The following is a 25,470-nucleotide window of genomic DNA, read 5'->3' on the forward strand; positions in this document are numbered from 1 at the left end:
ATTAATCCCCATTAAAAAATAGGAGGTTAACCATGTTAAAAGGATTTGAAGACGCATTTGTTGATGCACAAGCTAATGTTATTTCGCTTTGCCTTGAATTACTTAAGAATTCTGAAAAGAGTGCAGACGTTATATATGTATACATATTACAAAATGATAACGAAGAGTATATTGACGCATTTTTTGAGAAAGATGGCAAGTTGTTCACAACCAATGATTGGTGTTCAGATGCTCAAATTAAGGAATTCTTTCATTGTGGAATAGAAGATATAGAAAGCATTGTTGAGCTTTGTGATACCTATGATGCAAAGTGTCCACACGAATTCAAATTAGTATACAATGTTAACTCTAAGTCATTTGACTCAAATTACAATTATGAAAATGTAACTGATGTTTATGATAAGGATGTAATTGAGTTAGTCGAAGAATGGTTTAATGAATGCAAAAAAAATATAAGTCATTGATAAATTTTAAAAGATAAAATTATGGTTGAAGTCAATGAGCAATTAGCTGAAGTTATATCCAACTCACAAATAGCCTTTTTAAACGGCAAGCTGCAGGAAGCATTCAGTCTATACTCAACACTTATACGTTCAAGGTAGAGGCTTTATCAATGCAGGAAGTCTTCTTGTTGGTGATAAGCTTATCAGTGTGAATGGTGAAGACTTAGTAATTGTGAAATTCTTCATTGAAGAAACTGCTGAATCTGTTTCCGTGTATAATTTTCAGGTTGAGGATTATCATACTTACTTTGTTGGTGAGTGTGCGGTTTGGGTACATAATGCGGAGTGCATCGTACGCAAGAATGGTGAGATTGAGATTACAGATTGGGAAGGTTATCCAAAAGGTGGACCAAAGCCAGATGGAAAACTTAAACTTCTTGAAGGAGAAGAATATACAAAAGCAAGAAAATCTGCTAATAGTGAAAATGCTCAGATTCATAGACAAAATCCTGAATTAAAAGGAAAACAAATTCATGAAGTACATCCTGTTAAATTTAGTGGTAGCCCAACGAACCATTCTAATAAAATTGCGCTTACGCAGTCTGAACATGCAAAATACACCAAGTTTTGGAAGCGAATACAAGCTCAAGCAAAAAATCAAATGAAATGAGGAAAGAAGAATGAATATAGCGGAAAAATATATGACGGATATGGAATTGAATGAACCAAGCAATCCATTAGAAATAAATAAAACTGAAGATAAATTAAAAATTAAATTTCCGGAACAGTATAAAAAGTTTTTGCTATCTCATAACGGGGCTGAGGGTTCTATAGGCGAAAATTCGTATCTCGTTATATGGTCAATTGAAGATACGCTTAATTTTGTTTCATCAGTAAATTCAATGTCAATAAAAGAAATAGTTACGGAATCCGGATTTGCTCGTTTTACGGTATTGATTTTTGCACAGGCATTATTCTTTATTTCAGTAAAGTTGATGCTGAAATTATTGGCAACGACTTCTGAGAACTTTAATGCAGTTGAGTGGATCGCTATTATATTAATACTTGCAATATCCATTATTATGATGTTCTTACTTCATTTGATAGCTATTGATTCAACGCAGAGACTCTATATAAACTTATTGATTTTAACGATAGTTGCAGTTAACATTATAATCTTTTATATGATTGATTCTATTTCTGTGAAAAATAATCAGAAAAAAGAACTGGAACTTTTAAAGGTCCAAGAGCAATACGGTCACCAATATATAGAGAATGCAAGTCAGCAATATGATTCGATAAGAAAGATTAGACATGATTTGAAAGATCAGTTGTCCGCTGTATATACAATGATAGCTCAGGGACACGCAGATGAATCAATGAAGTACATAGAGAAATATGTTAACGTTATATCAATCAGTGAAAGCTTTGTAAATACAGACAATTATATTGTAAATGCTATTATAAATTCTAAGTTTGCAGTCGCAGCGACAGAAGGAATCAGAACAAATTGCAGCTGCATTAAGAGCTTTGATGGTATAGATGATATTGATATGCTTCATATTTTAAGCAATACGCTTGACAATGCTATAACGGCTAGTGAAAAAATAACTGACGAGTCAGAAAGGTTCATTAACCTTGACATCAGTAAAACAATGGACATATATAGAATAGTAGTCAGAAATGCAATAAATGAGTCTGTTTTAAAAAGAAATCCGAGCCTTAAAACAACAAAATTAAATGTTCATAAGCATGGGTGGGGAATTAAAATAATACGAGAGATTGCAGAAAAATATCAGGGAAGATGTGAATTTTACGAATCGGATAAAGTGTTCACATGTTTGATAACGTTAAAATCAACTTTACTGTAAAACGTTAAAATCTCTTTGTATTGGCAAATTTAAGTCATAGCAAATTGAGAGAAACAAATTAAATTTATAACGAAAAAGGGAGCTGTTACGCCGGTTTTTATATGGTGGACAGTTCTCTTTTTGTATTTCACGACAAAAACTTACACGTCACGCCAAATTGCTTGACTTGATTGTAAATAACTTGTATATTATAGTAAATAAAAGACTTGGTGGAAGTAATGAAGAGATTAGTATCGATAATTTTGAATTTTATGATCAAGAATAATGTAATTTCTAAGGATACAGAAGAAATAGAATTTTACAGATACGGAATAGAAATTACATTATCATCATTAATTAATATAGCCTTAATATCTATCATAGGTATAGTAACAAATTATACTTTTGAGAGCACAATGTTTTTGGCAGTGTTCATTATAATGAGATCATTTACTGGGGGATATCATGCAAATACATATATTAAATGTAATTTAGTGATCTCAATATCTTTTGTTATATTGTTGTTGATATTTAAAATAATAAGACATATTTCTTTAAAGTCAATTATACTAATTGCTATTTTTCAAGTAGTAACCATTGTTTTATTGGCACCGATTGAGAACAAGAATAAACCGATAGAAAATAGAACTGTCTATAAAATTATTTCTACCGTTTTATCAGTAGTGCTATCTGCAATAAGCATCGTATTAATTATAAAAGGTGTAGACCTAGGGCTAATAATTCTGCTGACTTTAGCCTTAGTTTCAATATTTATAATATACGCAAGATTTATGAAAAGGGGGGATTTCTTATGAAAATTAAAGTTGCTGTAGCAAAATCAGTCAAGGCGCTTGTTGGACATATGGCAAAGGCAGCCTGTGGTTCTGCATCACATTGGGGGGCATATCAACCTAAAGAACCTAAATTTAAGAAAGAAAAGAAGTAATAGATAACCACAGAATCGTTTAATAATCGGTTTAATTAGGAGGGGTAAGGTGTTTCCAATGCAGAGATAAAATACACAAAAATGTACAATAACATTTGTGCGAACATACAAAGTTTAAAATGATTTGCAACAAAGTAGATCGTTTGTGATACTAATATATTAAGACAATGGAGGTATTTAAAATGACAAAAATGGTTAAGAAGATAGTAGCTATGGGTGCTGCCGTAATGATGATGGCTTCGATTTCGGCTATGGGTGCGAGCGCATATACTGATCTCGAAAAAAACGGAGCGTATTGCACTGCTTACAAGAGTTCCTCAAGCAGCGTCTATGCTTCAACATCAACAAAGGACGGATCGAAAAAAACGGTAGGAGTTAACATCGTGCTTTACTATACAAAGAGCGGAAATACACTTAACACAGGTAGCGGCAACAGCTATACAAGAGGCGTTAGCACAACCTGCTCCACACCTTCCGGCGGAACGTTTAAAAGTGCGACAATAACACATAAATTAAACAACGCTACTGTATATACAGGTTACTTGGTATAACGGATAATTCTAAAAAATAATGCCGCACTGACATATAGTGATATTTCCGTGCGGTATTATTCTATAGAATATGGAGATAACCGAAATGAAAATTAAAGCATTGATCGTAATGACCATGACCGCCGCTGCCCTGCTTCTGCCATCATGCGGAAAACAGCCGGATAAGACCTCGGACGCAAATGTAAACGAACCCGTCGAATTCGGGGCGAATATAACCGTTTCCGACAGCTACGCTTTCAGGGAAAACGACGGCAGACTTTACCTCTGGGATTTGAAAACCAACAGCTATGAGATTTTCTGCACACAGCCCGATTGTAAGCATCAGACCGCTGCAGAAAACGCCGATACAAAATGCTCGGCTGTCGCTCCAAAAGAGGGGTACTTTTATAACTATGCTTTTCTTTATAACGATACGCTATACTCGATATGCACGGGCGAGCTGAACGAGTTTCTTATTTATACCGCCGATACCGACGGCATGAACAGAAAGCTTGCGTTTACCGCGGAACTGTCGCTTTGCACCATGGTTAATCCTGTGCTTGACGGCGGCAGACTGTTCTTTGTCGGCTCGGAATTTGAAATGAACGATACCGACAGTGTTGGATTGCGGGAGAATTATTCGCTCTGTTCGGTTGACCTTTCCGATTTTTCTTTTGAAAAATATATGGACATCGGCACTGCAAACGAAACCGTGATCGGTAAGAAGAGTCTTTTGCTGTACAAAAACAAGATATATTTCCAGCACAGCGAATATTCCGAAAACAGCGTTCATTCCGCTGTCGAATGCTATGATATCGACGGCTCGGAGAGGATGACGGTACTTGAAATGGAAGATTCCGTCAACGTCTGGCAGTGCAACGGCGGTAAAATGCTTTATGTCGTTTCCGACGATGACGATTCCCATTCGCAGGTCTGCTCCTATGATCTCGACGGCGGTGGGACAGAGGTTTTGTTTAAACGGGACGGCTATGTCAGCGATGTCTGCATGATCGGAAACAGGGTGTTTTATATGTACAGTACTGCGGACGGCAAAAGCGAGATACGCAGTGCAGGAGTGTTCGATACGTCGGACGGAAAAGACCTTACGACCGAATTTGACGGCGATGTTTACGTATCGGTTCTGGGACACACGTCAAACGGGCATTTGATACACTATCAGGACTCCGAACGCGACAGCTTCGGACTGCTCTCCGACGAGGACTTTTGGAGTCTGAAATTTGAAAATGCCGATTTTAAATTTGAGCAGTAAGAGGGGAATGAGCAATGGGTAAGAAAGAATATTTAGCCTGCCTGATCTCGCTGGTCATGCTCGGTCTAACAGCGTGCTCCGATAATGCAAACAAGACCGGCTCGGAAGTAAGCTCAGGTACTTCATCAGCCGAAGAAAAGGATTACGGTTACGGCTTTGACAAGTTCGGATTTTCGCGTTTTGACGTTGAAACGGCAGAATCCCTCACTTATGAAAATAAAACAAAGATCGTATATCTTACAAACTACGATACGACCTTTACAACTACTGACGACGACCCGAGAATATACGATGAAATTTACATTGAAAACACTGTGAACGAGTATCTGGATAAAAACGGATATGACTTTTACGTTGATTTTGTAATGAACGGCGAGTTTGATTTCAAAACGGGCGAGCTGTACCCAAACATGGACGTTTACGAAAGTATGCTCAAAAATAACGAGCAGGTCGATATAGTCAACACGGGGCTGGGCATGAGCGCGCTGGGCGGTTACGGAGATACCTTTAATCTGTTTGTAGAAAGGGGTTATCTAGAACCTTTGAACGATTATTTTCAGACCGACAGCGGAAAAGCGTTTTACGACGGGTTCGACGGCATAGTCTGGAAGCAGACGACCTGTGCCGACGGTATGATATACGGAAAAACCACCGACTATACGCTTGCTCAGCCGCTGGTATTGTTGCTTAACGGCGATGTTTGCAACGAATACGGGGTAAATACAGACGATATCCAAAGCCTAGAAGATCTCGAGCCGTATCTGCAAAGCCTTGCGGACGAGGGGAAACGTGGTCTGCTGCTCGACAGCACCTGCGAACTGTATTATGAGATGGCGGGATTTTGCAGATACAAGGGCGTGTATATCAACGCCGAAACGGGACTGGCGGAAAATATTTTCGAGAATGAAAAAGCCTTGAAATATCTCAAGACCGTATATGAATATTCGCAAAATGGATATATATCAAACAACGTCGATATTGCGAACGACGCTTATATTTGCAGCCTGTCGCCGGCAATGCCGCTTTATTATGATTCGTCGAAAATCGTTTCAAGCGGATATTTGCAGCAGGAGGAACTGAACGGAGTCGTGGGGATATCGTCCTCTAGCAAGAACAAGGAAACGGCGTTTGAACTGCTCGCTCTGCTGAACACGGACGAAGAGCTTGCGAACATAATTTACAACGGCGCAGAGGGACGAAATTATGCGGTCAAGGACGGCGAAAAGTACCCGAACAAGAACGCTCTGCCGTTTTACGACGTCGCCGCGACAATGACTAATTCCATTATCGCCGAAAGCAATTCGCAGGACAATCAAAGCAAGCGGGAGGATATTGCGATATGCTGGGAGCATTCCGAGGTATCTCCGTTTTACGGTTTGGAGGTATCCGACGATCTTGCCGAAAAATTGGAGAAAACGGCGGCGGTCTATGACGATTTTTACGGTCTGTTCTACGGCGATTACGGCGAATATCAAAGCCTTGACGAAGCCTTGTTCGCAGCAAATGAACAGCTGAAAGCCGCAGGAATAGACGAGGTTTTAAACGAGCTGAACGAGCAGCATGGAAAATTTGATAAAGAATAAAACCGGAGAAAACAACATGACTCTCACCCTAACAAACCTCACCAAACAATACGGCAGCTTCACTGCCCTTCAAAACTTCAATTATGAGTTCACCGCAGGGGTGTACGGTCTGCTTGGACCGAACGGTGCAGGCAAATCCACCCTTATGAATATCATCACCGACAATCTGAAACCAACTTCCGGCTCGGTGAAATTTGACGGCGTTGAAACAAGCACAATGGACGCCGACTTCCGCAAAATTCTCGGCTTTATGCCCCAACAACAAGGGATTTATCCAAACTTTACGCTGGAGCGTTTTCTCTACTATATGGCTGCCCTCAAAGGCATGAAAAAAGCTGACGCAAAGCCGCAGATAGAAAAGCTAATCAACCTTGTCAACTTGCAGGACAGCCGAAACAAACGCCTCGGCGGCTTTTCGGGCGGTATGAAACAGCGTGCCCTCATCGCACAGGCTATGCTCGGCGAACCGAAAGTCATTATCCTCGACGAGCCTACCGCAGGTCTTGACCCGAAGGAGCGTATCCGTATAAGAAATCTGGTGGCACAAATAGCTTTCGACAAGATAGTCATAATCGCAACCCACGTTGTTTCGGATATCGAGTTTATCGCAAAAGAAGTCCTGCTGATGAAAAGGGGCGAGATAATCGACAGCGGTGCGCCTCATATCCTCTGCGAAAAGATCGACGGCAAAGTGTTCGAGATAACCGCCGACGAGAGTATGCTGGACGAAATTTCCGCAAAATACAAGGTGGGAAATATCTCAAAGGACGAGAAAAATATCTACGTCCGTGTTATCAGCGAACAGCCGCCAACTTACGAATGCAAAACCTGCAAGCCCGACCTTGAGGACCTCTACCTCTATTATTTCGACCAGGGGGCGAGCCGATGATCTTCATAAACGAACTGATAAAAGCGTTCTGCAAGCGCACAACTATTGCAATTTTCGCCGTTCTGCTGATTCTCAACGGCGTTTTGCTGTATATAAACGAGACAAAACAGACGCTTGAGTACACCCCAGAGCAGTACAAAGCCGCTTATCAGACCATTGAGGGGCTTGACACTCACACTGCTTTTGAGCGGATTTTGCAGAAAAAGACGGAGCTTGAGTTGATACAAAGGCTGTCATTTGGAGAGGATATTTCGCAGGAAAACTGCAATGCTGAGGAACTTTTGAAAAGCTATAAAAACAAGGACTATCTTGAATTTACAAACGATATCTACCCCGAAATAGAGCTGACCGACCGCCTTTTTGAGGAGATATCAGCCTGCGAAAATTATGACAGCTATCTTGAAAATATCGACAGCACCGCACGGAAAATGACGGGTATTTCGCTGTTTGCTGACCCTGACAGTTTCAGCTACAAAAATATCGCACGAACGCCTGCGGACTTCGCCCACCTCAAAGGCTCTAAGCTCACCGCCGCACCCTCAAAGGGCGTTTCAATGGCAACAGGTTTCATCGCCACCGACCTTATCGCAATGCTGATGATAATGACCGTGGTGGTGACGATAGTCACCCGTGAAAAAGAGCTTGACCAGATAACCCTCGCGCGCACGACTTTCAAGGGCAGAATGCCGCTCGGTATCGCAAAGCTTTTCACCTGTTTTGCGGCGGCGATGGCAGCTGAGATCTTGCTTTACGCCGTGAACTTCGCAGTTTCATATTTTACATACGGCTTCGGCAATCTGTCAAGGCAGATACAGTCGGTATACGAACTTAACGGCAGTAATTTGAAAATATCCGTACTGCAATACTTTGCACTTTTCCTAGCGGCGAAACTTGCAGTTTACTGCGTATTTGCAACGATCATCTACCTTGTGACGGTGGTATCGAACACCGCTGTAAAGGTATACGGCGCGCTGATGATAACCATAGCGGCGGAAGCTGTGCTGTACTATACCATACCGAGCACCAGCTATCTTTGTCCGCTAAAATACATTAATATTCTTGCATACGCCAACACAAAAGACCTCTTCGCGAGCTATCTGAACCTCAATATTTTTGGAAAACCTGTGAACTATATGGCTGTGTTTGTCGGCTCGGCGATAGTATTGCTGCTCATATTGTCCATACTCTCCGTGCTGATTTTTTCAAAGCAAAGGGTTATTAAAAGCCGTACAAGAAAATTCAGCCTTGCAAAGTTCAGTATTTTCAAAGGCAGGACAACAAATCTCTTTTTGCAAGAGTGCTACAAGGTCTTTATCGGCGGCAAGGCTCTGCTGATTTTGATAGCATTTGCTGTCATCACCGCAGTTTCATATTCTCCTATCAGCGAGAGCTTTTCATCAGCGGACGAGGTTTATTACAAGCAGTATATGTTGAAATTTGAGGGCGAGTACACCGCCGAAAAGCAGAAAATGATAGACGCTGAGGCGCAGAAATTTGCCGACGCGCAGATGAAAATGTCGGAGGAAATGGCAAATTCAGATGGTGACGGTGTTTTCATAATGATGAAGTATCAGGATATACTTGCTCCGCAGTACGCCTTTGACGAGGTGAAACAGCACGCCGAATATTTGCAGACAACAGAGGATGGGCAGTTCGTTTATGACAGCGGCTACAAGCTGCTGACAGGCGGCGAAACCGCAGGAAACAAGGACTTAACGCTGGGTCTGACGGCAATGACAATGGTGATACTTTGCCTTACCTATGTCTATGCCGCCGAGTATCAGACAGGTGCGAACGTTCTGCTGAAAACCTCCGCAAGAGGCAGAGAGGACACATTTCTCTGCAAGTTCGGCATAGGCGTTGTCATTGTGACGATGATTTTCGCACTGACCTATGCGCCGTACTTTTACAACGTGCTGAACGCATACGGCACAAGAGGGATAAATGCCCCAGCCTGCTCGATAGAATCACTTTCAACTTTTGATATTTCTATCAAAGAATATCTCATTCTTATAAGCCTTGGGCGGTATCTCGCTTTGCTCTGCGCAATGCTCATCATCTATTTTCTGTCGGCAAAGCTCAAGAGTGTTATCTCGACATTCCTTGCAGCGACGGCGGTGCTTATTTTGCCGATATTGCTGGCTCTGCTGGGGATAGGCGTGTTTGAGTATGTCTTGCTGGATCCTATTTTGGTGGGGAATTTGTAAAGGGTAATATCTTGATAAAAATATTTATTAATTTAAAACCACGCATCCAATACAAGCTTTATCTAAAATGACAATACTTGTATAATTCAAAGTGATAAAGACCTGCAAATAAAAGTCAAGCCCCAATTAAGTGAATTTACAAACAATTCACAAAGATAAAAAGTGCATGACTAAAAGACCGCATCAAAATCTTTTTTTTGAAGCAGTCTGATTAAAAAATATTTGTTTAGAAATCAGTTCAGAGCCTGCATGACCCGAGCATAGTAAATGCGCAGGAACTTGTGCACAGCGTTTCAAGAGTGGAATTAAGCATCACAGCCGCTTCTGTAATAATCTTAATGACGGAATCCGTCATAGGTAATACGCTTATCTGTGTTTTGCAATATGAGTGGATATCAGCAGCTTTTTTATCACTATAGTTGTAATTGTTCTTTCTGCACCAGCTTTGATACTTTACCTTAAAAGCTGATAAGGAAAGCTTTGAAATAGAATGAATATGAGGAAACTTCAGCACGAAATCGACCTATTTTTCGTGTCCGTCAGACTCTCAGCGAGGTGAAGTGAATAATGTGTTGGCATTTGGAAAGCAGGAATCAAGCAGGCTGATAAGATTGTTTTTCTGCATAACAAGAATTTTATTATATTGAACATACTGCCTGTTAAGGATCTTAAGCGTTTTGCGAATATCATTGGCAGGTATGTACTCACGAAGGTCAAGCCATTTATCGATAGCAAACGAGGCTATTTTTAGAGAATCTTTCTTATCGGTCTTGACCTTTCTAACACGATTTGTGCCATAGTCATCGATCAACAAAGGATTGACTACGGATACAAATATAACCTGGTTGTGGAGTGCATTGGCGATCGGTTCATAATATGCACCTGTGTATTCCATAACAACCTTTGTTTCACCTGAAAGTGATTTGATGAGCTGCACAAGCTTATAGAGATCACTTTCTGTGTGAGATACATCAAATGGTTCAGCTATGACAATTCCAAATCCATTATATATCGTAATATTATTACAACGTTTTAATCATATTTTTAAACTATTGACGACTATTAAATGGAATTGTTTCCTCTGTAAAAAAACAGACCCTTATTTTAAACAGGGGTCTGATAAATTTAGCATTTTTCTTTCTTTTTGAACTTTGTCAGATTGATTATCAACGCAAAAAGTGCCATAAAAAGAACTGCCACTATGAGAGTAACTGTCGATAATTTAATAAGGCTGTCAGTTAAGCCATACATGGATCTTGTGAGTGCATTATACACAGTGTCATTATGTATCGCAAGTCCGTCATAATATTTTGTACCCTTTAGGATAGCACACGGAACAAGAATGAGCATTGAGGAACAGAAAAGTGAAGTGCCTACCCAATAAAGCAAACCGCCTATATGCTTTCTGTTTACTGCTGCCATAACGCCTATAAATATAACAGCCGTTGCAATAAGAGCTATCCTTATTTTTCTCGCAAGCACAAGCAGATCTTTAAGCTTTGTGGAAATGCCATTAGGTTTATTTATATGGCTCAAAAGCATAACGTCAAGGTCGGATTCAATTGCCTGTTCCACATTTTTTATTGTCTTCTGCTTTATGTCTTCAAGTTCCTGAGTATATTCAACGCCTTCTTTTTTAGCCCATTTTGTATAATCGTCTGAGATATTCTTTTCAAGAAGCGTAAAGTCTGCCTTAAACTCAGGAAGTTCGCTCTTTTCGCCAAGAATATAACTGAAAGTATCTTCAACATAGCTATAAATAGCGTTTGATACATCAGTTTTGTTAATCGACTTCTTCAGGGTATCAGCTTCAACACCAGTGTAGGCATATTGTTGTTCAGAATATGTCTGTATCTCCTGGAAAGCCGTGTCCTCAATTTTTATCTTGTGCATACTGTTCGTATAGGTTGTCGGTTCAAAGAAAATATTATCTGCCGCAAACAGAAGTGACAGCGCAAGGAATATAAATGCCAAAAACAGCGAGATTATCAGATTAGGCAGGTAGTTGTATAGTTTTTTGTTTTTCACAGATCTTTCCCTCCTAATTCTTATATTCTTTGCTTACGACTTTGCAGATAACATATAGCCTCTGATCTGAAAGACCCATATATCCATTGTTCCAGCAAGTGTAGAGTATCAGATCATCTACAGGTGGATCTGCGGTCACGTCATAATACAAAAGGGAAGTATCTGTATCTGGAAGTACCTTAGTTTCTGTGACCTCATAAGTAAATTTGCCATAATCTGTTTTTAGTATCACTTGATCACCCACTAGAATATTAGGTAAATATCTGAAATAAGTGTGGTTATGTGCCGCAAGGACAACTCTGCCTGTAGCACCTATATATGCAGAATAGTTAGATTGCACAACCCCTTTTGCTAGGAGATCATCAGAGTCTCCCCAGTAAACAGGCTCTTTGTCAATGCCTGCCTTATCATTCTTTACGGTCAGCTCGGCATATTTGTCGCCGTAATACGGATAGATTATCTCATGCTGTTCCGTCTTATTTTCAGAATCTGGCACTGTGACTTTTGTTAATCCCTTCATAGGCAGTACGTCTGCATTTCTGTATTTATTATCCTCTGATGGGTTTTTCAAATGAGCGTTCTCATTGAACGCTATTGCTGCATATCCTTGCAGCTCTATGAATTTTTTATAACTTACCAGCGTCATGATAGACAAACAAAGAGCCAAAACTAAAAGAGGCGTCAAGACCATTACAGCCACTGACGTCCTCTTATTTTTTTTCAGTTTGTCTGCGTCAGACGAGGAAGCTTTATCTTCTTTCCTGACCATATCTTAGCACTCTTTGTTCTTCTTAACAGCTACTGTAATACCAAATGCACTAAGAGCAAGTGTAAGAACCGCAGCAACCTGAACAGCTGTCATGCTGTTTGCACCAGTATTAAGTGAACCGTTACCTGTGTTTGTTCCAATGTTTGTATTGCCATCTGAATCAACAACCTGAACGTTCCAATCCTTGCTTGTAAGCTCGTCTACCTTGATAGTAACACCAAAGTGTTTACCTGTAGCTACGCAAGCATCAGCAATAGCCTTTCTGCTATCCTCGCCCATTTCCTTAAACACCTGTCTAAGCTGATCGTTTGTTAGTGAAGCAAGATCTGTTCCTGCACCAAAAAGCTTGTCAGCAACAGGCTGAACATATTTAGCACCACAATCTGAGAGAGCCTTTACCATGTAATCATAGTCAGCAGAGCTGAACTTTGAAGCGTGGGAATCAAGGTAGTTCTTAAGCTCTGATACATGGTTAGAAGGAACACCTGCTGATTTAGCTGCAGAAACAACATCGGCAGAAGAAGCTGCTGATGCGCTTACAACCATTGTTGAAGCAATGATGAACGCAGTAACAGAAGCCGAAATTGACTTAAATATCTTTTTCATAACACCTATCACCTTTCGTAATAATTTCGTATAACAATATTATACACTATTAAAATTCGATTGTCAATATTTTTATTGGTATTTTTTTCAGAAAAAAGCAAATGTTTTTACGATAATTTGAAATAGTTATGTATAAGTGCGTATATGCGCTGTTTCATATAATTGTATATTACTGGAAAATACAAAAGATTTTCAGCATTCTCAAATAAAAGACTTATAACATTACTGTATTGGTGCTTTTATGATTTTTGTCAAAGCTGATCTCAAAGCATTTAGATATAATTTCTACATTATTTATTATAATTATACGCCTTGACACGATATCATGCCATGGTGTATAATTCTTGTGTATGATATAATTGATATAATGTGCAAGGAGGATATATGAAAAATTATCTCAATGAAAGCCTTTCGGCTCAGGAAAGAGCTGAAGCACTTGTAAATGAAATGACCGTAGAGGAGGCGGCTTCACAGCTTAGATATGACGCTCCTGCTGTTGAGCGGCTCGGCATTCCTGCCTATAACTGGTGGAATGAGGGTATCCATGGGCTTGCACGAAGCGGTGTTGCCACCATGTTTCCACAGGCAATAGGTCTTGCGGCTATGTTTGACACCGACCTTGTGTTCAAAGTGGCAGATATAACCTCTACAGAAGCTCGTGCCAAGTATAATGAGTATTCAAAGCGTGATGACAGGGATATATACAAAGGTCTTACCCTTTGGGCACCTAATATAAATATATTCAGAGATCCACGCTGGGGCAGAGGTCATGAGACTTACGGTGAAGACCCTTATCTTACCGCAGAGTGCGGCAAGGCATATGTAAAAGGCTTGCAGGGCAGTGGCAAGGTACTGAAAACTGCCGCTTGTGCAAAGCATTTTGCAGTACATAGCGGACCTGAGGCTGTTCGCCATGAATTTAATGCAGAGGTTAATTGGAAAGACCTTGAAGAGACCTATCTTTACGCCTTTGAGGAGCTTGTGAAAAAAGCAAAGGTCGAGGGTGTAATGGGTGCTTATAATCGTGTGAATGGCGAGCCGTCATGTGCTAGTGAGTTTCTAATGGGCAAGCTCGACAAATGGGGTTTTGATGGCTATTTTGTTTCTGATTGCTGGGCAATAAGGGATTTCCACGAACACCATTTGGTGACGTCTTCTCCTGTAGAGTCGGCCGCAATGGCACTTAAAGCAGGTTGTAATGTGAACTGCGGTTGTACGTATGTACACCTGCTTTCTGCTCTTGACAAGGGGCTTGTGACAGAAGATGAAATCCGGGCTTCCTGTGTTGCTCTTATGAGAACTCGCATAAGACTTGGCATGTTTGACAAGTCAACGGAATATGACAACATACCATACAGCGTTGTTTCTTGTCCTGAGCATAAAGCTGTATCCTACCAGTGTGCAGTGAAGTCCATGGTGTTGCTCAAAAACAAGGGTATTCTTCCGCTTGACAAAAAATCAATATCAACTATCGCTGTAATAGGTCCAAATGCGGACAGCAGAGCGGCTCTCGAGGGCAATTATAACGGCACAGCCGACAGGTATGTTACTTTCCTTGAGGGTATCGAGGACGCATTTGATGGCAGGGTGCTTTATGCTGAAGGCTGTCACTTGTATAAGGACAGAGTATCGGGTCTTGCACAGGCAGGAGATAGATACGCCGAAGCTGAGGCGGCAGCGGCAAATTCTGATGTTGTGATACTTTGCGTTGGTCTTGACGCCACTATCGAGGGCGAGGAGGGCGACACAGGTAATGAGTTTTCATCAGGTGACAAGAACGATCTAAGACTTCCTGAAAGTCAGCGTGAGCTTATAAAGCGTGTCGCAAAGATCGGCAAGCCTATGATAGTGGTATGTGCGGCAGGAAGCTCAATAAATATCGAGCATGATTGTGACGCTCTTATTCACGCATGGTATCCAGGTTCAGAGGGCGGCAAGGCTATTGCGGATATTATTTTTGGTAAAGTGTCGCCATCAGGAAAACTGCCTGTTACATTCTATAATAGCGCCGACAAGCTGCCTTGCTTTACTGATTATGCTATGTCTGATAGAACATATAGGTACACGAGAGATAACATTCTTTATCCATTCGGCTATGGTCTTACTTATGGAGATGTTGTTGTTACATCGCTTAGTTATGACGATGGCAAAGTCAATGTAGAGGTAGAAAATAATGGTGCCGATACATGTGATGTTATCGAACTTTATATTAAATCACATTGTGACAATGCTCCGGCTTATCCTGTGCTGTGCGGCTTCAAGAGGATTTTTGTTAAAAAAGGTGAAAAGCTTGATGTTGAAATCGAAGTACCTGACAAAGCTTTCACAACAGTGTCAGATATCGGAGAGAGAAAACAGTTTGCAAAGGAATTCACCCTCTATGTTGGTACGCATCAGCCTGATGAACTTAGTTGTCAGCTTAGTGGTACAAACTGTATGAGTATCGAGATAGAACGATAATGAAAAGAGATCTTACAAACGGCAGTATCATAAGCTTGCTTCTTGCTTTTTCAAGCCCGATGATACTGTGAAATCTGCTTCAGCAGGTGTATAACATTGCCGATACATTTATTGTTGGCAGATTTCTTGGCTAAAACGCCATTGCGGCTGTGGGCAGCACATACACCCTCACGACTTTTCTTTATTCGATCATAATATGTCTGTGCATGGCTGTGGCTCGCTTGTTTCTTATTGTTTCGGTGAAAGAAATGAACGCCGCCTGAAAGGCTGTTTGAACATATCATTTCTGATGATAGGCTCTGTTACTTTGGTGACAGAGCCTATCACATTGTGCTTTTCCAATGAGATTTTGAAACTTTTGCTTACTCCAATGAAAATAACGTTGTTGACATCTGATTATGTTAGAATTATCCTGTCAGGTGTGGGACTTTGCTTTTACACTCTTGCCAAAGAACCTCTTTTGCGACTATCCTTCAAGAAAAAATCTTGGAAGGATTGCAGCTTTGTGAAGTGGTGCGAATGTCGACCGCTGCCTCAGTTCAGCAATCTGTCATGAATTTCGGCATACTTATGATACAAGGACTGGTAAATAGTTTTGGAACGACTGTAATGGTGGCTTTTACAGTAGCCGTTCATAATTGTTAAATTAAGCTGTCAGCTTATATGATTATCCAACAAATACTTGGCTGATTTAGTTTATCTTATTGTATGTTATAACAAAAAACCATTTTTTTGTTGAAATACAAAAAAACGTATCGTTTAAAGTTGACTTTTTGAATAGAATGTGATAAAATTATTATTGTACGGTTTATTTTTTGGGAAAATAACGAAAATATCAACAATAGGGTGAATAATTCAAATGAAAAAAAATTACACTATCAAGGATCTTCTGGTACTTCTTCTCGGAAAGGTTTGGTATATCGTTGCCGCTTCAATAGTGTGTGCGATACTGGCCCTTTTTGTATCAAAATTTGTTATGAGTAAGCAGTATCAGTCACACGTTTCAATGTATGTTAAAAGTGCTGATAATCAATCAACGGGTCAGGATAAGACTAATGTTGACTTACAGGATATTAACGCTTCAAAGTCATTGGTACAGACCTACATTGTTATACTTACTGATGACCCGGTAATGAACGAGGTAAGCGATAAACTTCTTGAGATGTATACTCCTGAACAGCTTGCTCCTTATTTTACTGTAACAAGCGGCAGGGTTTCAAATGACGACCTGAGAAATGCTTATAGCATGATCGCTGTAAATCAGACAGAGGTACTTCAGATAACTGCCACAACAACCAATGCAAAGCTTTCTTCTGACCTTTGTAACATCATGGCTGACGTCGCTCCAAGCTTTCTTATAAGAGTTATCGGTGCAGGCTCAGTTGAAAAGATAGGTGATGCTGAGGTTTACAATACACCTGTTTCTCCTAACACCACTAAAAATGTTGCCCTTGGCTTTGTTGGTGGCTTGATGGTGGCTGTTCTAGTGATACTTGTTATTGACTTCTTTGACAACACTGTAAAGAATTCTGATGAGCTTGGCGACATTTATCAGAAGCCTATCGTTGGTGAGATAATGAATATTGGCGGAAAGACTTCTAAAAAGGATGAAGGTTCTTCTGCTGACAGAAAAAAACAGCTTCTGTTCAATAATAAGGATATACCGTTTAATATTGTAGAGAACTACAAAACAATGCGTACAAACCTTATGTTTACACTTTCTACAACACGAAATAAGATAGTTGTCGTTTCTAGCCCTAATCCAAGTGAGGGTAAGTCTGTAACAGTTGCAAACCTTGCAGCTTCAATGGCTGAAACAGAAAATAAGGTTCTTCTTATTGACGCTGATATGAGAAGACCTGTTCAGCACAGAAACTTCAAGTTAAAAAATAATGTTGGACTTTCAACAATACTGAGTGGTGAAAGCACATTTGATAAGTGTGTGCATGAAACCAAGAATGGCAATTTTGCTGTTCTTACATCAGGCGTTTTGCCTCCAAACCCGTCAGAGCTTCTTGCTTCTGAGAAAATGCGTGAATTGCTTGAATATGTTCAGCATAAGTATGATTATGTTATTGTCGACGGAACCCCGCTGCTTCCTGTAACTGACGTAATGAGCCTTGCAGACGAGGTCGCAGGCGTTCTTCTTGTGGCGAGATATGGAAGAACTACATATCAGGAGATAGAGGAGTCTATGAAGAAGCTTGAGATAGGCGATTGCAATCTGCTTGGTTTCGTTCTTAATGATATTTCCGCAAAGAACGGTTCTCATTACGGATACAAGTATAGCTACAAGTATAAATATGACTACAGCTATAAATACGGTGGGAAGGATGCTTCTGCCGAAAGTTAAATGACATGGAGATGTTAGATTGACTACCGATTATCACAGCCACATACTGCCGAATATTGATGACGGCTCTGACAGCATCAAAACATCACTTAAAATGATAAAAATGATGAAACAGCAGGGCATAGGTATAATTGTGGCAACACCGCATTTTTATATGCACAGGGAAGTTTCTTTAGACAGTTATCTTGTCAAACGGCAAAATGCTTATGAGAAGCTCATGGCATCTGACCCTGCCGTGAAGGATATACATATTGGTGCTGAGGTGGCTATAGAAAAAGGCATCAGCGTATTAGGAGAACTTGAAAAGCTGTGTATCAGCGGAACAAGACTTATTCTTCTTGAACCACCATTCACTCAGTATAACAGTTGGATAGTCGAGGAGATAGACGAGATAGCAAATTCTCGAAGGCTTATTCCGATAATCGCCCATGTACATAGATATATGGGCGTTTATTCAAAGTCAGATCTGAAAAGTCTGATGTCTGTGGATGCAGTTTTTCAGATAAATGCAGAAGCTTTTGAGCATTTTTCCACAAGACGTTTTGTTAATAAGCTTATTTCAAGTGGCAGAGATTTTGTCTTTGGAAGCGATGCTCATGATCTTGATGATAGAAAACCTAATTTTGATCTTATAGCTAAAAGATCTGGAAGTGAAAATATAAGACGTTCTGATAAAGTACTCATGTCTGCTATGGCTGACGAAGAAAGAATGTTTGCTTTTTAAGTATAGAAAAAATATTGATGATATTATAAATAGCCTGCACTGTGCCATTGAGGGGTGGCCATGGTGTGATCTTATTCATTGCTTTAATTGAGCGGAGGTATGTTTTATTTATGGAGAAAACAAGTGAAAACACAGTTCAGGTGTGGAAAAACAAAAAGATAAAACATTGGATGCTTATTGCATTCTTTCTGTGTTTCTATGATATTGTTGCCGTAAATCTATCCTACATTTTCGGACTTTTCATCAGATTTGACCTTACTTTTTCTGCAATACCAAAGGAGTATATGCTTGCCTATGTAAAGTTTGCTCCAATATATACAGCTTTCTGTGTTGTGGTGTTTTTTGTGTTCAAGCTTTATAATAGTTTGTGGAGATTTGCTAGCATTGGCGAACTGTCAAGGATATTTTTGGCCTCGATAGTTACTACCATATTCCAGGCTGTGGGTATAACATTACTCTTCATGAGAATGCCTGTGGCTTACTATATAGTAGGAGCGGGAACTCAGTTCGTGCTTATAACAGCAGTGCGTTTTGCCTATAGATATGTTACCCTTTTAAGAGCAAAACAGGTAACAAATCAGGTGGCAGTGCATAATGCAATGGTCATTGGTGCAGGTGCTTCGGGTCAGATGATCCTTAAAGAGCTTACGATGTCAGAACGTGCAAATGCAAGACCACTCTGCATAATCGATGATAACCCAAATAAGTGGGGAAGAAATATCGGAGGAGTTCCTATCGTCGGTGGCCGTGATTGCATTATGGAAAGCGTCAAAAAGTATAATATTGATCAGATCCTTTTTGCAATTCCAACTGCATCACCTGAGAACAAAAGGGATATCCTTAATATTTGTAAGGAAACAGGCTGTGAGATGAAACAGCTTCCGGGCGTTTATCAGATAACAAATGGTGAGGTGCTTCTCAGCAAGATGAAGCCTGTTGCGGTCGAGGATCTGCTTGGAAGAGAGCCTATCAGAGTAAACATGGACGAGATATTCCAGCACCTTAAGGGTAAGACCATATTGGTAACAGGTGGCGGTGGCTCTATCGGAAGCGAGCTTTGCCGACAGATAGCAGGTCATGAGCCTAAACAGCTTATCATATTTGACATTTATGAAAACAATGCTTATGAAATAGAGCAGGAGCTAAAACGTAAATATGGCAGTAAACTCAATCTTGTGACGCTTATCGGCTCTGTTCGTGACAGCAGACGTATCAATGACGTTTTTGAAAAATACAAGCCTGATATCGTTTATCACGCTGCAGCACATAAGCACGTTCCGCTTATGGAAACAAGCCCTAATGAAGCTATCAAAAACAATGTTGTTGGTACATACAAGACAGCCTATGTAGCTTTGAAGCATGGCACAAAGAGGTTTGTGCTTATAAGCACCGATAAGGCTGTAAACCCTACTAATATTATGGGTGCAAGTAAAAGACTCTGCGAAATGGTCATCCAGAGCATGGACGCTATCAGCAAGGCAGGCAGAACTGATCTTCTACCTATGCTCCATGCACACGTTGATGAAATGACAGACGGTATGCTTGAGAACGATCCGATAGACGAGATAGCTGTTGATAATATAGAGAGCAGTGAAGCGGTTAAGATCGAAAGCGTTGGCAATAAGGACAGAAATGGCACACAGTTTGTTGCAGTTCGTTTTGGAAACGTTCTTGGAAGCAACGGCTCTGTAATCCCACTGTTCAAAAAGCAGATAGAAGCAGGCGGTCCTGTTACAGTTACTCACCCTGATATCATAAGATATTTCATGACTATACCTGAGGCTGTGAGCCTTGTTCTTCAGGCAGGCACATACGCATGGGGCGGCGAGATATTTGTCCTTGATATGGGTGCGCCTGTGAAGATAGACACACTTGCGAGAAATCTTATCAGACTTTCAGGATATAAGCCTGATGTAGATATCAAGATAGTTTACTCAGGTCTGCGTCCTGGCGAGAAGCTTTTTGAGGAGAAGCTTATGGCAGAGGAGGGCATGATGAAAACGGATAATGAGCTTATCCATATCGGAAAGCCTATACCGTTTGACACAGAAACGTTCCTTGGTCAGCTTGGGGAGCTTGCTCGTGCAAGCTATAACAATGACGAAAATATCGTTGAAATGGTCGAAAAGATCGTTCCAACATTCAATCCTGTAGGTGATAAACCAACAGGTAATGAAAAATATGGCAGAAACGATGTTGCAGTTTCTGCGGCAAAATAATAAAAGATCCATATTTCAGCACTGCGGGGATTTCTGCGGTGCTGTTTTTATCCCTAAAATTTCACACTTTTTCTTGATGCTACTTGAAAAAAGGCAGTTTATGTGGTATAATGAATAATGAATGTAAATTTGCGTAAAGGACTATTTCTATATGAAAAAATGGAGAATAAACAGACCTGACCCTGTGAAAACTGCAGAGTTTATGAACAAGTGTGACTTGAAAAGCCTTACCCTAGACGTCATGACTTCAAGGGGTTTCACTGACTTTGACAGCCTTGCTGATTTTTTTAAAGGCGAAGAACTTAGTGATCCTTTTCTTATAAAAGATATGGCTATAGCCGCCGAGGTGATAAACAAGGCGGTTGATCAGTATGACCTTATTTGTATTTACGGTGACTATGACTGCGATGGAGTTACGTCCACCACTATACTTTACAATTATCTTGAAAGCATGGGCGCAAACGTTATGTACTATATTCCTGAGCGTGAGGCTGGATATGGCATGAACATGGAAGCTATTGAAATGCTTGCAGAAAAGGGTGTTAAGCTTATCGTCACTGTGGATAACGGCATTTCCGCGGTTGAGGAAGCTGAACGTATTGCAGAGCTTGATATGGAACTTGTTATCACAGATCACCACCAACCGCCTGAGAAGCTTCCGAGGGCAAGGGCTATTGTTAATCCGCATCGTGCAGATTGTCCTTCGTCATACAAAGACCTTGCAGGAGTTGGTGTAGCTTTCAAGCTTTGTGCTGCACTTGACGGTGGCAGTTACGACACTGTTATGGAACAGTATGCCGACATTTGTGCTATCGGTACAGTTGCGGACGTTGTGCCACTCACAGGGGAAAACAGAACTATTGTTAAGCGTGGTCTTGAATATCTTGCAAACACCGAAATATTGGGACTAAACTATCTTATAGATAAAGCAAAGCTTGATAGAAATGCTCTTGACTCAACAGGCATTGCTTTTAGGATTGCCCCTGTTATAAACGCTTCGGGCAGATTTGGCTCACCACTTACAGCGGTAAAAACACTTCTAAGCGAAGACCCAGAGGACGCTGAAAATTATGTTGACACTCTTTTAAATCTTAACGCCCAGCGCAAGCAGACGGAAACAGAGATAATGACAGAAATAGTAAACCATATAAACGCTCACCCTGAAACTCTTGACCATAGAGTGCTTGTGCTTTCAGGCAAGGGCTGGCACCACGGAGTTATTGGCATTGTTTCTTCACGCATTTTGGAATTTTACGGAAAGCCAAATGTTATAATCTCCATTGATGATGATGGAAACGCACGAGGCTCTGCGAGAAGCGTAAAGGGCTTCAATATATTCAAGTGTTTTCAGCATTGCGGAGAGCTGCTTGATAAATTTGGTGGACATGAGTGTGCAGGAGGTCTGTCACTGAAGGCTGAGAACATCGAAAAATTCACTCATATGGTGTATGAATACAGCGATCCTATGGAGAAATTCCCTAGCGTTGAGCTTATAGCGGATAAGCTTCTTATGCCGCAGGATATCAACCTTGATAATGTAAAGGGTCTTGCCGCAATGGAGCCTTTTGGTGCAGAGAACCCTGCTCCAGTTTTTGCAATGCTTGGAGTAAGAGTAGATAAGATAATACCGCTGTCACAGGGCAAGCATACAAAGATCGAGTTTTCATACGGAAGTTATAGAGGACAGGCTCTTATTTTCTCCCTTGCACCTGAAAAAGCTTGTTTCGCAGTTGGCGATAAGCTTGATATGCTCGTGGAGCTTGGAATAAATGTGTTCAATAACCGTGAGTCCATATCCATAAGAGTTATCGACCATAGATTGAGTGGAGTAAAGCAGGAAAGATATTTTGCGGCAAAGGATTGTTATGAAAAGCTCATGCGCGGGGAACAGCTTCCTGCAAGTTTTATAAGAAAAATAATCCCGACAAGGCAGGAGCTTATCGGAGTATATAAATACATAAGTGCAGTTAAGAATATTACGTTGGATAATCTTTTCATGAAAATATCAGGCGACAGCATGAATTATTGCAAACTGCATATTTGCGTTGATATTTTCCGTGATAAGGGTCTTATCGAGTTTAGACCCGCAACTATGAAAATAAGCTACGTTGTGCCGAAACAAAAGGTAAATCTTGAGGACTCTGAAACTCTTGTTAAGCTGAATGAAATGCTTGGAAAGGCAGGTAACTAAAATGTCAGATAAAGAGAATATTTTGCTTGATCCTGCTGAAATGGATAAGATAGAAAAAATGCCTGAGATAAAAACTGTCAGTGAAGAAGATCTTCCTGCCGAATCCGAGGTTAAAGAGCAGTTTGAAGAAAAGCCTGCTCCTACGGCTTCGCCTGACTATACCGACGCTGTGCCTGAAGCTTCAAAACCTGAGCATATAGGTGAGAGGTCGGTGTGTTCCATTGATGCACTTATTCAGAAAATACTTGATGGCGAGAGGCAGTACGATCTGTCAAAAATCGTTTCCGCCTATGAACTTGCTGAAAAGTATCATCAAAATCAGAAAAGAGAGTCTGGCGAGCCGTATATAACCCACCCGCTGTCTGTTGCATATATTCTTTTGGAGCTTGGCATGGATACTGATACTATTTGTGCAGCACTTCTTCATGACGTTGTGGAGGACACTCCATGCACTCTTGAAGAATTACAGAAGAATTTTGGCTCAGACGTTGCAATGCTTGTAAATGGCGTTACAAAGCTGAAAAAGGTAGAAACTTTCACCAAAGACGAGCAGAAAGCCGAGAATATCAGAAAAATTCTTCTTGCAATGAGCGAGGATATTCGTGTTATTATCATAAAGCTTGCAGATAGACTTCACAATATGCGTACTCTTAATTATTGCAAAGATTCAAAACGCAGAACTATCGCCCATGAAACAATGAACATCTATGCACCGATAGCTCACCGCCTTGGAATACGCTCAATTAAAGATGAGTTTGAAGATCTTGCTTTTTACTATCTTGATCCTTATGCTTATGCCGAGATAGACGAGCAAATGCAGCTCAGAAAGGGCAGCCGTGAACAGCTTGTTGAAAACATCAAGCACAAGATACATGACAGGCTTGAAAAGGATTTTGACCCTGTTCCCCTTATCGAGGGTCGAGTTAAAAGCAATTATGGTATTTATAAAAAAGTGTATCGTGACGGCAAGGAGATAGACCAGATATATGATCGCTATGCCGTAAGAATTATCGTCAATACAGTTACCGAGTGCTATAACGTACTTGGCATAATCCACGATATGTTCAGACCTATCCCAAACAGATTTAAGGATTATATTTCCACGCCTAAGGCTAATATGTATCAATCTCTTCACACAACTGTTATCGGCAGAGAGGGAATACCTTTCGAGGTTCAGATAAGAACATGGGAAATGCACAGAACGGCTGAATATGGTATCGCCGCCCATTGGAAATATAAAGAGGGCGTAAGGGGTAGCTCAAAGGACGATCAGCGCCTTGCATGGATAAGACAGATAATCGAGTCACAGCAGGAGTCAAACGACGTTGAGGAAATAGTAAGGGCTATCAAAAATGACCTTGCCCCTGAGGACGTCTTTGCTTTCACTCCAAAGGGCGATATGATAACACTGCCTGTCGGATCAACTGTTATCGACTTTGCTTATGCTATCCACACACAGGTGGGTCATAAGATGTGCGGCGCAAAGGTAGACAAGAAAATGGTGTCTTATGATTATCAGATAAAAACAGGCGAGATAATCGAGATACTTACTACCAACGTTGAAGGTCATGGTCCAAGCCGTTCATGGCTTAATATCTGCAAGACCAATGAAGCCAAATCCAAGATACGTTCATGGTTCAAAAAGGAAAGACGAGAGGAAAATATCTTTGAGGGCAGAAATGCTCTTGAAAGAGAGTTCCGCAGAAATAATATAAGAGTGCCTGAGGAAGAACTTGAGGACTTTCTCAAAATGGATATGCACAGACACAGTTGTGATACTCTTGATGATTTCTTTGCAGCCATAGGTTACGGTGGTGTTCAGCTTTCAAAGGTGATGCAAAGGCTGAAATCTGAGTATAATAAGAAATATGGTGAAAAGGCTCAGCCTGATACTTCTGACCTTGAAAATAAGATAAAGACTTCCAAAAATTCCACTGGTGTTATCGTTGACGGCATCGACAACTGCGCTATTAAGTTTGCACAGTGCTGTAATCCGCTTCCAGGTGACGAAATAGTCGGCTTTATTACGAGAGGTCACGGCATATCCGTGCATAAAAAGGATTGCGTGAACTATCTTTCGCAGAAAGATGATCCTGAAAATGCCGCTCGTTGGATAAATGTTAAGTGGGAAAGTTCTGAAAAGCATACGGGCTATTTCAAGTGTACTTTGGATATCGTTGCGGTTGACAGAATAGGTCTGCTGGCAGACGTTTCGTCAGCGCTTGCAATGATCAATATTTTTATCTATGAGTCAACCTCAAGGGAACTGAAAAACGGCAATGCAATGCTTTCCGTAACTGTCAGCATTGCAGGAATGGAACAGCTCAACAATGTTATAAACAAGCTTCAGAAAATAAAGAACGTTATTTCTGTTGAAAGAAGCGGTAAATAAGAAAGGACAG

General features: G+C 40.6%; 20 protein-coding genes and 1 pseudogene. 17 read left to right on the plus strand and 4 right to left on the minus strand.

Annotated features, from left to right (window positions below):
* Window positions 1–32: 32 nt before the first annotated feature.
* The 10 genes and pseudogenes from RBI_RS06385 (at window position 33) to RBI_RS06425 (ending at window position 9,718) form a co-directional block, all read left to right on the plus strand.
* Entirely contained in the window at window positions 33–464 is a 432-nt protein-coding gene (locus RBI_RS06385) for a hypothetical protein (RefSeq protein ID WP_038671820.1), read from the plus strand.
* 130 nt (window positions 465–594) lie between these two features.
* Window positions 595–1,113: pseudogene (locus tag RBI_RS15115) on the plus strand (polymorphic toxin-type HINT domain-containing protein); the annotation flags it as partial.
* A gap of 10 nt (window positions 1,114–1,123) precedes the next feature.
* Window positions 1,124–2,314 (plus strand): GHKL domain-containing protein, encoded by a 1,191-nt coding sequence (locus RBI_RS06395; protein WP_038671824.1) that lies wholly within the window; start codon window positions 1,124–1,126, stop codon window positions 2,312–2,314.
* A gap of 218 nt (window positions 2,315–2,532) precedes the next feature.
* A complete protein-coding gene (locus RBI_RS06400) occupies window positions 2,533–3,108 on the plus strand; it encodes an accessory gene regulator ArgB-like protein (protein WP_038671826.1) in 576 nt (191 codons plus the stop codon).
* Complete coding sequence (locus RBI_RS14795; protein ID WP_117859725.1) at window positions 3,105–3,239, plus strand: AgrD family cyclic lactone autoinducer peptide; 135 nt, start codon at window positions 3,105–3,107, stop codon at window positions 3,237–3,239. The genes RBI_RS06400 and RBI_RS14795 overlap by 4 nt, the downstream gene beginning before the upstream one ends.
* Window positions 3,240–3,421: 182 nt before the next feature.
* The gene (locus RBI_RS06405; protein ID WP_038671828.1) at window positions 3,422–3,790 is read left to right on the plus strand and encodes a hypothetical protein; all 369 of its coding nucleotides are present in this window, start codon (window positions 3,422–3,424) and stop codon (window positions 3,788–3,790) included.
* Between the two features lie 85 nt (window positions 3,791–3,875).
* Window positions 3,876–5,039, plus strand: a complete 1,164-nt coding sequence (locus RBI_RS06410; protein ID WP_038671830.1) for a hypothetical protein — start codon at window positions 3,876–3,878, stop codon at window positions 5,037–5,039.
* Between the two features lie 14 nt (window positions 5,040–5,053).
* Window positions 5,054–6,622: a hypothetical protein gene (locus RBI_RS06415; protein WP_038671832.1), complete on the plus strand. Its 1,569-nt coding sequence runs from the start codon at window positions 5,054–5,056 to the stop codon at window positions 6,620–6,622.
* Window positions 6,609–7,511: an ABC transporter ATP-binding protein gene (locus RBI_RS06420; protein ID WP_367576850.1), complete on the plus strand. Its 903-nt coding sequence runs from the start codon at window positions 6,609–6,611 to the stop codon at window positions 7,509–7,511. Before RBI_RS06415 ends, RBI_RS06420 begins: the two co-directional genes overlap by 14 nt.
* Entirely contained in the window at window positions 7,508–9,718 is a 2,211-nt protein-coding gene (locus tag RBI_RS06425) for a hypothetical protein (protein ID WP_038671834.1), read from the plus strand. The genes RBI_RS06420 and RBI_RS06425 overlap by 4 nt, the downstream gene beginning before the upstream one ends.
* A gap of 547 nt (window positions 9,719–10,265) precedes the next feature.
* Here the strand turns inward: RBI_RS06425 and RBI_RS14085 are convergent.
* The 4 genes from RBI_RS14085 to RBI_RS06445 form a co-directional block, all read right to left on the minus strand.
* Window positions 10,266–10,736: an IS110 family transposase gene (locus tag RBI_RS14085; protein ID WP_081855982.1), complete on the minus strand. Its 471-nt coding sequence runs from the start codon at window positions 10,734–10,736 to the stop codon at window positions 10,266–10,268.
* Between the two features lie 107 nt (window positions 10,737–10,843).
* Window positions 10,844–11,746, minus strand: a complete 903-nt coding sequence (locus tag RBI_RS06435) for a hypothetical protein (protein WP_038671835.1) — start codon at window positions 11,744–11,746, stop codon at window positions 10,844–10,846.
* 13 nt (window positions 11,747–11,759) lie between these two features.
* Complete coding sequence (locus tag RBI_RS06440) at window positions 11,760–12,515, minus strand: class D sortase (RefSeq protein ID WP_038671837.1); 756 nt, start codon at window positions 12,513–12,515, stop codon at window positions 11,760–11,762.
* Window positions 12,516–12,518: 3 nt separating this feature from the next.
* Window positions 12,519–13,121, minus strand: a complete 603-nt coding sequence (locus RBI_RS06445; RefSeq protein WP_038671839.1) for a hypothetical protein — start codon at window positions 13,119–13,121, stop codon at window positions 12,519–12,521.
* 384 nt (window positions 13,122–13,505) lie between these two features.
* Here RBI_RS06445 and RBI_RS06450 point away from each other — a divergent pair, with 384 nt between their 5' ends.
* From RBI_RS06450 to RBI_RS06475, 7 genes are all read left to right on the plus strand, one after another.
* Window positions 13,506–15,581 (plus strand): glycoside hydrolase family 3 C-terminal domain-containing protein, encoded by a 2,076-nt coding sequence (locus RBI_RS06450; RefSeq protein ID WP_038671841.1) that lies wholly within the window; start codon window positions 13,506–13,508, stop codon window positions 15,579–15,581.
* Window positions 15,582–15,852: 271 nt separating this feature from the next.
* Window positions 15,853–16,137, plus strand: coding sequence for a hypothetical protein (locus RBI_RS14560; protein WP_242843626.1), 285 nt, complete (start codon window positions 15,853–15,855; stop codon window positions 16,135–16,137).
* 303 nt (window positions 16,138–16,440) lie between these two features.
* On the plus strand, window positions 16,441–17,934 hold the full coding sequence (locus tag RBI_RS06455; protein WP_051706559.1) for a tyrosine-protein kinase: 1,494 nt from the start codon (window positions 16,441–16,443) through the stop codon (window positions 17,932–17,934).
* 19 nt (window positions 17,935–17,953) lie between these two features.
* Window positions 17,954–18,658 (plus strand): CpsB/CapC family capsule biosynthesis tyrosine phosphatase, encoded by a 705-nt coding sequence (locus RBI_RS06460; RefSeq protein WP_051706561.1) that lies wholly within the window; start codon window positions 17,954–17,956, stop codon window positions 18,656–18,658.
* Between the two features lie 110 nt (window positions 18,659–18,768).
* On the plus strand, window positions 18,769–20,877 hold the full coding sequence (locus RBI_RS06465) for a polysaccharide biosynthesis protein (protein WP_051706564.1): 2,109 nt from the start codon (window positions 18,769–18,771) through the stop codon (window positions 20,875–20,877).
* 151 nt (window positions 20,878–21,028) lie between these two features.
* The gene (gene recJ, locus RBI_RS06470; RefSeq protein WP_038671842.1) at window positions 21,029–23,068 is read left to right on the plus strand and encodes a single-stranded-DNA-specific exonuclease RecJ; all 2,040 of its coding nucleotides are present in this window, start codon (window positions 21,029–21,031) and stop codon (window positions 23,066–23,068) included.
* A gap of 1 nt (window position 23,069) precedes the next feature.
* A complete protein-coding gene (locus RBI_RS06475; RefSeq protein WP_242843627.1) occupies window positions 23,070–25,460 on the plus strand; it encodes a RelA/SpoT family protein in 2,391 nt (796 codons plus the stop codon).
* Window positions 25,461–25,470: the final 10 nt, after the last annotated feature.

Origin of the sequence: Ruminococcus bicirculans (ex Wegman et al. 2014), from assembly GCF_000723465.1 — a bacterium.
In the GTDB taxonomy this organism is placed as follows: domain Bacteria; phylum Bacillota; class Clostridia; order Oscillospirales; family Ruminococcaceae; genus Hominimerdicola; species Hominimerdicola aceti.

Excerpts from the sequence above, each read along its gene's own strand:
- RBI_RS06450 (WP_038671841.1), top strand. The coding sequence starts at position 13,506 with ATGAAAAATTATCTCAATGAAAGCCTTTCGGCTCAGGAAAGAGCTGAA.
- RBI_RS06405 (WP_038671828.1), top strand. The coding sequence starts at position 3,422 with ATGACAAAAATGGTTAAGAAGATAGTAGCTATGGGTGCTGCCGTAATG.
- RBI_RS06385 (WP_038671820.1), top strand. The coding sequence starts at position 33 with ATGTTAAAAGGATTTGAAGACGCATTTGTTGATGCACAAGCTAATGTT.
- RBI_RS06465 (WP_051706564.1), top strand. The coding sequence starts at position 18,769 with ATGGAGAAAACAAGTGAAAACACAGTTCAGGTGTGGAAAAACAAAAAG.
- RBI_RS06410 (WP_038671830.1), top strand. The coding sequence starts at position 3,876 with ATGAAAATTAAAGCATTGATCGTAATGACCATGACCGCCGCTGCCCTG.
- RBI_RS06445 (WP_038671839.1), bottom strand. The coding sequence starts at position 13,121 with ATGAAAAAGATATTTAAGTCAATTTCGGCTTCTGTTACTGCGTTCATC.
- RBI_RS06475 (WP_242843627.1), top strand. The coding sequence starts at position 23,070 with ATGTCAGATAAAGAGAATATTTTGCTTGATCCTGCTGAAATGGATAAG.
- RBI_RS06400 (WP_038671826.1), top strand. The coding sequence starts at position 2,533 with ATGAAGAGATTAGTATCGATAATTTTGAATTTTATGATCAAGAATAAT.
- RBI_RS06455 (WP_051706559.1), top strand. The coding sequence starts at position 16,441 with ATGAAAAAAAATTACACTATCAAGGATCTTCTGGTACTTCTTCTCGGA.
- RBI_RS14795 (WP_117859725.1), top strand. The coding sequence starts at position 3,105 with ATGAAAATTAAAGTTGCTGTAGCAAAATCAGTCAAGGCGCTTGTTGGA.
- RBI_RS06425 (WP_038671834.1), top strand. The coding sequence starts at position 7,508 with ATGATCTTCATAAACGAACTGATAAAAGCGTTCTGCAAGCGCACAACT.
- RBI_RS06415 (WP_038671832.1), top strand. The coding sequence starts at position 5,054 with ATGGGTAAGAAAGAATATTTAGCCTGCCTGATCTCGCTGGTCATGCTC.
- RBI_RS06395 (WP_038671824.1), top strand. The coding sequence starts at position 1,124 with ATGAATATAGCGGAAAAATATATGACGGATATGGAATTGAATGAACCA.
- RBI_RS06440 (WP_038671837.1), bottom strand. The coding sequence starts at position 12,515 with ATGGTCAGGAAAGAAGATAAAGCTTCCTCGTCTGACGCAGACAAACTG.
- recJ (WP_038671842.1), top strand. The coding sequence starts at position 21,029 with ATGAAAAAATGGAGAATAAACAGACCTGACCCTGTGAAAACTGCAGAG.